Genomic DNA, 13,113 nt, shown 5'->3' with positions numbered 1-13,113 from the left:
TTCTTTTGGTCATTCGCACAGTTCAAAACTTACTCATGGAAATGCATAGAACTGTAATGATTTTACTTCTCAGAATGAATTTTCAACGCTTTAAAATAGGCGCTGGAGCAGGACTAGTCAGAGCATTTACAGGTGCTATAACTGGACGACCAGTGGATGCATTTACAAATGGAATGGGCGCTTTTGCATTGGAATTTGCAGAAGATACCGCTTGGCGCTTTATTTATAAAGCTCATGAGTATTGGTTCTAATTTAGAGAGAATACCTACAACGATATCTCTGAAATGAGTAATTATGTAATAAATATTCGAAAAAATATACCAAAATTAACTATCTCATATCTATGGATAAATAATTTTCAGAGATATCTACTATAGATCACATCTTATAATTAGGATTTATTATAATGGATATTCACGATGAAATTGTAAATTTGTTTTTCAAGCTTATTATAATTACTCCTATAATTGCCATTCCTTTTAAAATATTCATTAGTAAGGATTGGAGGGTTTCTATTATAATAGCATTATTGATAGTTATTATGCCCTTTCTTTCTGATTTTTTGCGTAGATATTGTGGCTTAGATTACAACCAGGATTTTGTTATAATAAAGATTCGTTATGAAATCATAAGAATGCTTTGCTTGCTTGTTGTGTTTGTCTCTCTAAATGTTACTATTGTTAGAGTATTCTACGGTCGGAGTTGGAAATTAGCTATCATAGCATCATTATCGGGAGGAATTGCGCTATTGATTATAGACAGTTTGTGTAGATATTTTGGTTTATATTAATACTTATTGAATTTATTCTTTTAAAACGAGTGCGTACAAAAATATTCAATATGATATTTTTTAATATCTTTATGCTTTTTATAAAAAGCTCTGTACGACAAAGCTCTGCCGCATTTAAATATCCTAAAAATGAGCATAAAATACTCTCTTGAAGACAAGAGTATCAAATTTTAAAATTGACTATTCCAATTTTTGTCATTTAGTCTACCCTCACAATGAAAAGCTTTTAGGAAAATGCTGCCACAAATATAAAAACGCAATGGCTGATTTTTCCAAACAATAAATTAAAAGAGGGAAACATGACTGAAAAAATTTATCCGATATTAGAAGAGATCAAAAAAAATACTTTGCTTGATGAGGAAACTTATCAAAAATGGTATCGAGAAAGCATCAATGATCCAGAAAGCTTCTGGGCAAAACATGGTCAACGTATTGAATGGTTTAAACCCTATACAAAAGTAAAAAACACTTCTTTTAATGGAGATGTATCAATTCAATGGTATGAAGATGGAATAACAAATGTAGCCTATAATTGCATTGATCGTCACCTAAAAACCCATGGAGACAAAATTGCGCTCATTTGGGAAGGGGATAACCCCTATCATGATAAAAAAATAACCTATAACGAACTTTATGAACATGTTTGTCGTTTTGCCAATCTTTTAAAAAGCCGTGGTATAAAGAAAGGCGATAAAGTAACCATTTATCTTCCCATGATTCCCGAAGCAGCCTATGCTATGCTTGCTTGTGCCCGCATTGGTGCCATTCATTCGGTTATTTTTGCAGGCTTTTCTGCTGAAGCAATAGCAGGACGCCTTGTTGACTGTCAATCGACCTTCATCATTACCGCTGATCACGGGTTGCGTGGCGGCAAACGGATTAACTTAAAAGACAACGTTGACCATGCTATTGAGATTGCTGCACACCAAAATGTGCATGTGGATCAAGTTATGGTTATACGGCGAACTTGTGGACCCATTCAATGGGTAGAGGGGCGGGATTTTTGGTATCACGAAGAGATAATTCATGCTAAAATAGACTGTCCAGCAGAACCAATGAATGCTGAAGATCCGCTTTTTATTCTTTATACTTCAGGCTCAACCGGTAAACCTAAAGGGGTTTTGCATACCACAGCGGGTTATCTTGTTTATGCCGCGATAACCCATCAATATGTTTTTGATTATCACCCTGGTGAAGTTTACTGGTGTACAGCCGATATTGGCTGGATTACAGGGCATTCTTACTTGGTTTATGGACCTTTATGCAATGGCGCTACCACTTTAATGTTTGAAGGCACCCCAACCTTCCCTGATAAGGGAAGATTTTGGGAAGTTGTCGACAAACACCAAGTCAATACGCTCTATACAGCACCAACAGCTATCCGTTCCTTAATGGGGGCGGGAAACGCGTTTGTTGAACACTCAAAAAGAACCTCCTTACGTCTCTTAGGAACCGTAGGCGAACCGATTAATCCAGAAGCATGGGAATGGTTTTATCACACCGTTGGCAATGACCGTTGTCCGATTCTCGATACATGGTGGCAAACAGAAACAGGGGGGCATATGATTACACCTTTACCCGGTGCAATCCCCCTCAAAGCAGGATCAGCCACACGTCCCTTTTTTGGTGTTCAACCGCAAATCATTGACGATCAAGGCAATGTTTTAGAAGGTGAAGCAGAAGGTAATCTTTGTATCAGTGATTCATGGCCTGGACAAATGCGCACGCTCTATAAGGATCATGAACGCTTTATTCAAACGTATTTTTCCACCTATAAAGGAAAATATTTTTCAGGTGATGGCTGTAGGCGCGATAGCGACGGCTATTACTGGATTACAGGACGCATGGATGACATTCTCAATGTTTCGGGGCACAGGCTAGGAACCGCTGAAATTGAATCAACCCTTGTTTTGCATCCTGCTGTTTCTGAAGCTGCTGTTGTTGGTTACCCTCACCCCATTAAAGGGCAAGGAATCTACAGTTTTGTTACCTTAATGGAAGGAACATCGCCAAGTGAAGAATTGCAAAAAGACCTTATCAAGCATGTTCGAAAAGAAATAGGCTCCATTGCCATATTGGATAAAATTCAGTTTGCTCCGCAACTCCCCAAAACACGATCAGGAAAAATTATGAGACGCATTTTACGTAAAATTGCTGAAAATAATTTCGATAATTTAGGAGATACTTCAACCCTTTCTGAACCACAAGTTGTTGAAGATCTGATTGCCAACCGACAAGATTAAAGAAACCATGGTTTAATACACAACAACACCGGTAAGCTTTAGCCCTTTACTGAAATAATTCCAGCATTCTTGCTAAAGCTACCGGTAAAAATCCAAGCCAGCACCCCTATTCTCTTTGCAACCCCAAACATTGCCACCCCTCTTCTCTTATAACCTAATCCTTCATAAGAGATATATTTAAACATCAGATGTTTTTATCCACACACACATTTCAAACCGCAAACGAATGCCATAAAAAACTTGCCATGGGTGGTAAATTTTTCTGTCGGTAAAACTTTTCTATCAATTTATTTTAGCAAAAGAAAAAAACAACAAACAGACTTTCAAAATCTTTGAAAAAAATAGTTTTTTCCATAACCAATAAAAAACAAACAAAGATTAAAATTATAAAAGACGTAATTTAACGCACATCAAAGCGAAAAAAGCACAAATCTCATCAACCACAAAACGAATAAGATCAAGATCAGGTCAAAAAACAAGTATAGCAGTTCTTATGTTTCTGCTAGAAACACCTTGGAATTCCTGCTAAAGTCATAAATAAAGATAAAATAAAGAAATATAAGAGATATTTTACAAACAATATTTCTCAAGCACAAATTAAGAAGTATTGGGGGCTGTAAAGTATGAATAAGATTGAAAACAATAGGAGCAAAAATCCTGAAAGTAATATACGGTAAAAACGGAAGTGGTAACAAAAAGTGATTCATTTTGAAAATGTCGGTCTGCGCTATGGAATGGGCCCAGAGGTCCTTCGCGATATTAGCTTTCATATTCCTGCTGGATCATTTCAATTTCTCACAGGTGCCTCTGGAGCCGGTAAAACATCATTGATGCGTCTGATGTTTTTGGCACTCAAACCCACCCGTGGTCATATTGATTTATTTGGAACAGACACAGCATTGCTCAAACGACAAGAGCTCCCAGCACTGCGACAACGTATCGGTGTGGTTTTTCAAGATTTTCGTCTCCTTGACCACATGACCACTTATGAAAATGTTTCCTTACCTTTACGCATTAAAGGGCAAGAAGAAGCAACCTATCGCAGTGAAGTAGAAGATCTTCTTTGTTGGGTAGGTCTTGGAGATCATATTCATGTTTTACCTCCAGTTCTTTCCGGTGGGGAAAAACAAAGGGTCGCCATTGCACGCGCGCTTATTGATCAACCAGAAATTCTGCTTGCAGATGAACCAACAGGCAATGTCGATCCGCCCTTGGCAAAACGCCTGCTGCGTTTGTTTATTGAATTAAACCGTTTTGGAACAGCTGTTATCATTGCCACCCATGACATCGCCTTAATGGAACAAGTTGCAGCACGACGGATGCTTCTCCATAACGGCCGGATGACGATTCATGAATAAATTTTTCTCCATTTTTACCAATAATAAAAAAAACACAACAGCGATTATTCCCAGTAGCAACATTTCTGGGCAAGCGCTGGTTGCCGTCATTGCTATTATGACATTTCTCTCAAGCCTCACCTTAATGGGTGTTGATTTAATCCAACGTTCTGCCAAAAATTGGAGCAATCAAATTAGCTATGAAGCAACAATACAAATACGCCCCGTTGACAATGTTGATATCAACAAAGCACTTCATGATGCTGTCCAATTGGTTAAAACCTTTTCTGGTGTACAAGATGCGAAAATTGTTGACCAAAAAGCCACCGAAAAGTTGCTGGAGCCATGGCTTGGAACAGATTTTAATATCAATGAATTGCCTCTTCCCCGTCTTATCATTGTGACTCTAAAAGAAGATGTAGAAATCAATTTTGCCGCCATCAATCATGCCATTAAAACTCAAATTCCAGGAGGTCAATTTGATGATCATCGTGTTTGGGTCCATCGTTTTACGACCATGGCATATACTTCTGTTTTCATTGGTTTTTCAATTTTATCATTGGTTTTAGGCTCTCTTATCCTCACCATCATTTTTGCCACCCGCAATGCATTGGCAGAAAATGCACATATCATTAATGTATTATATTTTCTTGGCACAGAAACTCTTTTCATTGCGCGTCAATTTGATTGGCATTTTTTTAAAACGGCGCTGCGTGGTGCTTTATATGGTGGTCTCACAAGCATATTTCTCTTTTCAGCCCTTTGTCTTTGGACGAATTATAACTTAGGAAAAGCAGAAGCCAGCCAAATAACCGCTTTATTTGGACATATTTCCATAAGTTCCATTCCTTACGGAAAAATCATTTTCCTTATGATTTTTGTTTCTTTTCTCACTACCCTTACAAACCGCATGACTATTTTAGCACAACTGAAAAAAATCGACCAATGTGAAAACGGTTTATTTTAATTTATGACTCACAACACTTCCAACCCATTGACACAAAATGATTTAGAGCGTCCTGTTCCAAAACAGCACCACTACAGTTGGTCTGTGCGCTGCTTATTTCGCTATTTTCCACCCACAACTCTTACTCTTGCAGTCATTGTTTTTATTTTTTGGGGTGGATTTATCATTTTTTCTGAAAAAACCGAACGACTTGCCCCCCCACAGCCTCTCCCCAAAGCCGATGCCATCATCGTGCTCACGGGCGGAGAAAACCGAATAGAGACAGGGCTTCATCTCTTACAAAAAGGGGTTGGTTCACGACTCCTCATCAGTGGTGTAAACACCTCAACCAATCTAAAGAGTTTTATGCAGAACATGCATATTAGCCCACGACTTATCTCCTGTTGCATTGACATTGGGCATCAAGCGATTAACACCAAAGGAAATGCCAAAGAAAGTGCAGCTTGGATCAAAAAGCACCACTATAAAACCCTTTATATCGTCACTCATGATTACCACATATGGCGCTCGATGCGTGAACTTAAATATCTCATGCCTGATATCCATTTCATTGCCTATCCTGTTAAAAAGAGCAAAGCTGAAAGCACAGCACAACAAATCAAGCAAATCCGCATTCTTATCTTCCAATATATTAAAACGCTCCACGTCTATATCAGAACCGCCTTCTGATCTTTCCCCCTGATCTTTCCTCTTGTGACTTTAAATCTTACCACCCACGAACCGCTTCATAGCATTCTCTCTATTCACTTCACACGAGATTACCTCCATAAGAGCGCGACAGAACTTCCCCTCATAAAAGCAAAACGCCCCAAGAAACGTGTCACTGTCTTGCATATTTACACGTTTAAAGAAACATCTCTCACATCTCAAACTTATCTCACGACACGAATCGATCAATGACATCTTAATAGTATAAAAAACTCCTCATAAATAGAGCTTCCAAGACAACTATAAGATCTCCAGACTTGTCGTAAAAGTCTATTTATGCCATCATCTTTACACTGCATAAAAAATACAAACCGCCCCATCTTAATATTTTGCCAGCCCTCAATATTACGATAGCTCTTAAACCTCTCGAGATAATTGATAAGAGGCACACTTTAGGCCTTGTTTAAACAGTACCCACATAGCAACCATGTATGGGATGCAAGGAAGTAATTTTAATGGATTTAAAATAAAAAAAAATAGATAATACTGAGATTTCTCATTCAACAGAGAGAACATTAAAATATCATTATAAATAGATTAGAAACAATCTCTTCATTCTATAAAGCATCTTCATAAGAGCATTTTAGATCACAGATAAAATAAGCTTACAGCCCACACCACCACAAATATCCCACGCTCTTTATCGCAATCTTTTTTGAAATCATTTCCTTCTCTCAAATCGCTTTTTGTTTGGTTTGCTCCCCCAAAAAGAACGAAAAATTCTTAAACTCTAAGATCTATAAACAATAATAACGCAGCTTATTATCCAACGCGTTCCACCTGCCCACCTCCAATCCCCCACTCAAAGGACAGATTTCATGAGGATTATTGATCTCCTCGCCACATCTCAAGCAACGAAGCCTCCCATCAACGCTAATTTGCAAACAATCCGGTTTCTTATCCAGCGAATTTCACTTGATTTCCCATTTATACGATTCACTCATAGATAAGGCTCGACAAGCAAGCCCTGCTTAAAGATATTCATCACTGTCGCTAAGCTCATGTGTCATAATCTTAGCTGCCTTACTGCCTCAGGTGTTTTATTACCATCAACATATTGATTAATAAAGATAAGTGTTCTTCAACTTAAAATAAGAGTTTCAAATAGAGTAAGATTTTCTCTTTTCAAATCTGTTCTCTGTTCAATAAATCACAACCATTTGCTTGCACATCACAAGGGAAAGGAGCGGTATGGAGTAAAACTATACAAGAAAGGCACGCCTCTTATGGACCGTCTCAAGTTATGGACCGTCTCAAGTGCCGAGGGCTTATTGCAACACCCACAAACGAGCAAAGTAAAAAATATATGAGAGTGCCGGCTTATTACGACTCGATACCTTTTTACCGCACAATAGATAATTTAACCTTTTCAGTTTCCCTCACATCCAATTTTGGAAGACTGCGAATAATTTTCATCGTTTCTAAACTTACCGTAATAACCCTTTGAAACAATTCCAGAAGATAGGCTGGATTACCCACTGTCTCAACAGCATAGCAATTGGCATCATTAACAAGTCCACTCGCTTTATCCGTTTTGACCACCTGCCGCTCCATAACCCATTCAAGAGCAGGTCTACCATTCACCACATACTCATAAGCTTCAAGAGGAATATTCTGCATCGTAATATGCGCATTATAAACCACAGTGCTTTTGTCAATAGCACCGCGCTTACCTGCAAATTTCATCGCTTTAACCCGGTAAAAACTCTTCTCATCAGAAATCATCCAAGTGCTAGGATCACCCTGTTTATAGGTAACGGGATAGGGCTCAACCTCTTCATAATTCATATGCAAATGCCCCAATTCACGCCCTGCTGTCACAAAAGCCCAAAAATCTTCTGCTCTTTTAACCGTTGGAATTCGTGGTAATTCTTTAGAAAGATTATGCGCATAACACGCACGATAATCCTCAGAATGCAAGATCCCATAAATATAATAAAACAAATCATCTTTTGTAATCACTTCGCTAGGATAGGCAGCCTTAAAATAAGCTAATCCTTCATCCGTGAGTGCATCACGCCGCTGTAAACCGGCTTTTTTGTTTTCCTCTGCAAAATTTGCAAACAAATGAACCTGATTTTCCTTCTTATTTTTTAAGAACTCAGAATCCTCATAAAGATACCGTGGAAAACATTGACCCGTATCCATTGTATGAAGGTTAGGCAAATCCTTAGTCATCAGAACAGAAAAACCACTGCTTGCTCCAATGCCGGTAATTTGTATCACCCTATTTTCAACTGTTTTCCCCAGTGGAAAGATACGCGGCATTTGATATACTCTCTCATTGAAAGTACGATTATAATAGAGCCACTGTCGCATAAAAGGACGGTATAAACTCTGAACTAAGCAATCATTTTCAAATTCAAAAAACTTTCCTCTTATCAACTCTTCTTTCAGACTACCACTCCAACTAATCTTTCTAGTATCCGCGTTGACAAAATCATTTACAGCATTTGCACGCGCCTTGCGGTCAGAATGTAAATGTATAACATTAAAACGCTCGACTTCACTGTTATAGAAAGCAATCATATCATTCATATTTTTTGCTAAAGCTTCACGGCTTGAATTATATGCCCAAGCATCACGACCAGTTTGTATACCACGAGAAAAAGTTTCAAAGAACTTTTTATCACCGCCCTTCTTATCACCTAAGGCTAGAAACTTTTCAAAATCACTGTTGCGCTGTTTCAGCCAATCACCATGCTCATCTGGTGTAATCATCTGCCAATCTTTTTCACGCTTGATACCGTCAAAACTGCCTAATCGCTTAAGTTCAGATAGTTTCTCTTTTGTTGTGAGATTATCACCAATATCATGATAATAAATTTTGCAATGCCCCGTGACATTTGGATTTTTGACAAAAATTGTCACAGAAATTCCTGTCATACTTCCACTTCCAAAAACATTTTGCCCTTCTTGAGCACGTCCTTTACTCATCATGTTTTTACGAATATCTCCGCGCAAGTTGAGAACATAAATGCTCGAAAATTCTTTATTCAATTCTTTTCGTAAACCATTCATAGAATATCCATTGATAAAACCTGCATTTGTCACAAACCCAATAACACCACAGTCTTTTATGCGATCACTTGCCCAGCGAATGGCACGGATATAACTGTCGTAAAGTCCATTAACATTGCTCGCTTTGGATTGAGCGGCATAAGTTTCACGGATGCGACGATCCAATTTAGGATAGCTAATATTCTGCGCATTGTCGTTTTCGCTTTTTTGCCCAGAAGAATAAGGGGGATTACCAACAATAACACGAATATCCAATTCCTTCTGGCGTGACCTGCGGGTGCTATTGGCCATCAGCAAATCGCTAATCAGATCTTTATCTTGCTCATAAAGCTGAAATGTATCGGTCAGACAAATTCCCTCAAAGGGAACATAATCGCCCCCCATCAGACCATGATAGGTTGTCTCAATATTAATAGCTGCGATATAATAAGCTAAAAGCACGATTTCATTGGCATGGATTTCATGACAAAATTTGTGTTTCATCTCCTCTGATGTGATCAACCCTGATTGTAAAAGCCGCGTGATAAAAGTTCCCGTTCCGGTAAAGGGATCCATAATGTGAACACCCGATGAGCCAAGCGTTTGTCCAAATTCATTTTGCAAAACATCATTGACAGAGTTCACAATAAAATCCACCACCTCAACGGGCGTATAAACAATTCCCAATTTTTCGACCGTGCGTGGAAAAGCATAACGGAAAAATTTATCGTAAAGCTCTACAATTAATTTCTGCTTTGCTTTTGGATCTGTAATGCCACTGGCGCGTAATTTTACACTCGCATAAAATTTCTCAAGATCTTTAGATTCCTTATCAAGATTTTCCTTATCAAGCACATCAAGCATACGTTGCATAGCACGCGAGACAGGATTCTCACGTGTAAATTGATACCCTTCAAACAACACCTGAAAGACAGGACGCGTGATGATATGTTGTGCCAACATCTCAATCGCATCAACCTCTCTAATCGTATCGTTTAAGTCATCACGCAGTTCTGCTAAAAACTGATCAAAAGCTTGACGTGCCTTAGTATTTGGTGCCGCAAGAATACCTGTTAAACGCGTGATATGGTTTTTAGCAATCTCTGCAATATTACTCGCCCAATCTTCCCAATAATCACGCGTCCCACATTTTTTGACAATCTTTGCCAGAATTGCACGCGAAAATTCATCCACAGGGAAAGAAAGCTCCTCTTGTCCATCTGTAAAAAGAAAATCACGCTCCGCTGTACCAACATTTGATCGTGCAGGTTGTGAGTGAACAGGAAGATTATCGACAACAGCTGTAACAGCCTGTAACTCAGTGCTCTGTGTAACCCCAATGATCTCAATCACATTGCTGATATCTTGCCCCAACGACGCCTTATTAATCGTTGCATCAAAACGGTCATCATGCGCACGCAAAGCATTTAAAATTTGCCAAACAACCCGATATTTATCATTGTTGTTCAAAGCCTGTTCTACTGGAATCCCAGAGGGAATACCTATTGGCAAAATGACATACCCCATCTTTTTGCCCTCACTGCGACGCATCACCCGCCCAACCGCTTGCACAACATCAATCTGACTCTTACGTGGATTTAAAAACATGATGGCATCAAGAGCCGGAACATCTACACCCTCAGACAAACAACGAGCATTAGTCAAAATACGACAAACACCATCCCCGCTCTCTGCTTTCAACCAATCAAGCAGTGCACTACGGTCCTTCGCATTAAACTTGCCATCAACATGTTCAACTGCACATTTCAAAAATGGCTCGTTTTCCGCATTCCCTTGAGTATACTCAAGATATTCTTCGACAACCGCCGAAAATTCACGACGAACCAGTTTAGAACTTTCAATAGTTTTACAAAACGCTAAAGCACGATGCATAGGATATGAATCAACCCCAACATCAGCTTTTATATCTTTTTTTGTCAACGCCTTATAACAACCGATAATCTTTGTTGCGTCATCAAGAATAAGCTCTGAATCGCTATCACTAAGGCGTTTTTGAACAGCGGAACTGACCAATTTTTCGTCCATTGCTAAGACAATAACCTTATAGTCCGTTAAAAGATTATTTCGTACAGCCCATGAAAAGCCTCGATAAAAAAGTGTTTTGCCAAAGAGTTTTTCATCATCCATTGAAGCAAGAACAGCATCAACTTCATTCGCGCGACTTTTCGCGTTATCACCAAAAACACGGGGTGTCGCTGTCATATAAAGGCGCTTTTTAGCACGAATAACATCATTGGAATGCACCTTCACAAAATTGGATTCATCCTCGCCCACCAGCGTTGCCCCTGTTGTACGATGCGCTTCATCACAAATGATAAGATCAAATGTTGGCAAACCATAATTTTTCTGAGCATCCGCAATCACCTGAATGGATTGATAAGTTGCAAACACAACGCTCATCTTATCTAAGACACCATCACCCGCTTGTTCTGCCAATTTTGCTGCATCGGTTGTCGCCGGAAAAGCAAGATCAAACACATCAATTTCAGCAACATCATCACTATTTTTACGACGCTTCCCCACTTGTGTATCGGAACATACCGCAAAAGAGCGTAATCCGATTTCTACATCCGTTGTCCATTCACGCACCGTCTGTGACATCAAAGCCAAAGAGGGAACAAGAAATAAAACAAACTTCCCTTCACCAGCCAAATTCTCAGCAATTTTAAGACTGGTAAATGTCTTACCCGTACCACAAGCCATAATAAGCTTGCCCCGATCTGCTTGCTCAAGCCCCGCACGCACAAAACGCAACGCCTCCGCCTGATGAGAACGGAGTTTCTTTTTATCCTCCAGCACAATTTTGTCTTTAGCTGCAAAAATCTCCCAACGAATCGGACTTTCTTGCAAATCAGAAAGACCAATCCGTATAACAGGAATATCTTGCCCCCGTATCATTGTTTCCGCATTATCAGTCCAAGCGTTGATGGTACTATCTATAATAACGCGCCGTTTGAACGGTTCTTTACCTGATGCTGAAATAAAACTATCAATATCTGCTTTTTTAATCCGATATTCTGCATCATAAAATTTACATTGGATTGCAGCAAACCCCTTTTCATGACGAAGTTTTGCCACAAGATCAATGCCAATATCACGACCATCCCAGCCATTTTCATGTGCCCAATCTTTAAAGGTTTGAACCTTTTCATAACACAGAGACTGGAGAGGATCATGTGTCAGATAAGCAAGAGCCAAACGCTCAAAATAGGTCCCTTTATCCCTTTCGGTACGCGCTTCATCACGATAAATCTGTAAAAGCGATTGTAGCGTCATTGCTTTCTTCCTATTAAAAACATCTTCAATTATTGAATCTAGGCCTATTTATTAATGCCTCTTGTTCTACCCAAAAGATTTAAAATATCTTAATTTTAAGACGTTCTTTCTATCCTTGGCGACATGATATGAAAAAATCTCTTTGCCTCTTCCCCAATCATATGATGTATTTCATGATCTTTACCCCCTTATGGAAATAAAAAGAGTGTGTGATGATGTTAAAAATATTTTTTTGCATTTTGTAAAAAAAACAAAATAAAATGCACGATAGTTTTAGGATTTAACTTAAGAAATGAGAGGGGGGGAAATGGACACGATACCTGAAAACACACAAGATACTAAGGAAGAAATTCTACACAAAAAACATCGCATTCTACGAACAATAATGCGTATAATATTCACCATAATACGGGTGATATTTTTTATCATACGAAAAATATTCGTCGTAATATTCAAAATATTTATTTTTGAAACCTTTCTTTTTCTTTTGGCCATTCGTGGAATGGTTATACGCTTATTAAGTGTTATAGCGGGTGGCTCGGCTTTAGTATTCATTGTTTTCAGCATTGGAGTCTACCTAGGAGGGGAAATGCCACACAAACTACACATACCCATACTCATTATAACCCCTTTTATTTGTTTCGGTAGCCTCACTGCAATGTGGTATTACGATGCTCTCTTATTCCACCTCACACCTGCTGGATATGAGATTAGACTTTTTCAATAAATGAGAGTCCTTTTCATTCGTCCATCATTCAAAATGAGAGGCTT

Annotated in this window: 8 protein-coding genes; 6 read left to right on the top strand and 2 right to left on the bottom strand. The window is 38.8% G+C overall.

Features of this window, described 5'->3' with window-relative positions; genetic code table 11:
• The 3 genes from BN338_RS07745 to acs form a co-directional block, all read left to right on the top strand.
• Positions 1-251 (top strand): hypothetical protein (locus tag BN338_RS07745; RefSeq protein WP_039760719.1); only part of this gene is annotated, 251 nt, incomplete at its 5' end.
• A 155-nt stretch (positions 252-406) separates the two neighbouring features.
• Positions 407-790: a hypothetical protein gene (locus BN338_RS13230; RefSeq protein WP_244427637.1), complete on the top strand. Its 384-nt coding sequence runs from the start codon at positions 407-409 to the stop codon at positions 788-790.
• 299 nt (positions 791-1,089) lie between these two features.
• Positions 1,090-3,033 (top strand): acetate--CoA ligase, encoded by a 1,944-nt coding sequence (gene acs, locus BN338_RS07735; protein WP_039760716.1) that lies wholly within the window; start codon positions 1,090-1,092, stop codon positions 3,031-3,033.
• Positions 3,034-3,071: 38 nt separating this feature from the next.
• On the opposite strand, the gene BN338_RS11710 is transcribed toward acs, so the two are convergent.
• A complete protein-coding gene (locus tag BN338_RS11710) occupies positions 3,072-3,218 on the bottom strand; it encodes a hypothetical protein (protein ID WP_156809268.1) in 147 nt (48 codons plus the stop codon).
• A 513-nt stretch (positions 3,219-3,731) separates the two neighbouring features.
• Between BN338_RS11710 and ftsE the strand changes: the two genes are divergently transcribed.
• The 3 genes from ftsE to BN338_RS07720 are packed head-to-tail and all read left to right on the top strand — an operon-like array spanning position 3,732 to position 6,006.
• Positions 3,732-4,391: a cell division ATP-binding protein FtsE gene (gene ftsE, locus BN338_RS07730; protein WP_012232498.1), complete on the top strand. Its 660-nt coding sequence runs from the start codon at positions 3,732-3,734 to the stop codon at positions 4,389-4,391.
• Positions 4,384-5,337, top strand: coding sequence for a cell division protein FtsX (locus BN338_RS07725; protein WP_039760710.1), 954 nt, complete (start codon positions 4,384-4,386; stop codon positions 5,335-5,337). Before ftsE ends, BN338_RS07725 begins: the two co-directional genes overlap by 8 nt.
• A gap of 3 nt (positions 5,338-5,340) precedes the next feature.
• A complete protein-coding gene (locus BN338_RS07720; RefSeq protein WP_039760708.1) occupies positions 5,341-6,006 on the top strand; it encodes a YdcF family protein in 666 nt (221 codons plus the stop codon).
• Positions 6,007-7,386: 1,380 nt separating this feature from the next.
• Here the strand turns inward: BN338_RS07720 and BN338_RS07715 are convergent.
• Positions 7,387-12,342, bottom strand: coding sequence for a DEAD/DEAH box helicase (locus tag BN338_RS07715; protein ID WP_039760707.1), 4,956 nt, complete (start codon positions 12,340-12,342; stop codon positions 7,387-7,389).
• Between the last annotated feature and the right edge of the window lie 771 nt (positions 12,343-13,113).

The sequence above is a fragment of the Bartonella queenslandensis AUST/NH15 genome, assembly GCF_000312585.1.
In the GTDB taxonomy this organism is placed as follows: domain Bacteria; phylum Pseudomonadota; class Alphaproteobacteria; order Rhizobiales; family Rhizobiaceae; genus Bartonella; species Bartonella queenslandensis_A.
The sequence above is the reverse complement of the archived record's forward strand: the minus strand, read 5'-3'. Positions and strand labels throughout refer to the sequence as shown.

What these genes read in the sequence shown, in the direction of transcription:
- BN338_RS13230 (WP_244427637.1), top strand. Translation starts at nt 407, where the DNA reads ATGGATATTCACGATGAAATTGTAAATTTGTTTTTCAAGCTTATTATA.
- acs (WP_039760716.1), top strand. Translation starts at nt 1,090, where the DNA reads ATGACTGAAAAAATTTATCCGATATTAGAAGAGATCAAAAAAAATACT.
- BN338_RS11710 (WP_156809268.1), bottom strand. Translation starts at nt 3,218, where the DNA reads ATGTTTAAATATATCTCTTATGAAGGATTAGGTTATAAGAGAAGAGGG.
- BN338_RS07725 (WP_039760710.1), top strand. Translation starts at nt 4,384, where the DNA reads ATGAATAAATTTTTCTCCATTTTTACCAATAATAAAAAAAACACAACA.
- BN338_RS07720 (WP_039760708.1), top strand. Translation starts at nt 5,341, where the DNA reads ATGACTCACAACACTTCCAACCCATTGACACAAAATGATTTAGAGCGT.
- BN338_RS07715 (WP_039760707.1), bottom strand. Translation starts at nt 12,342, where the DNA reads ATGACGCTACAATCGCTTTTACAGATTTATCGTGATGAAGCGCGTACC.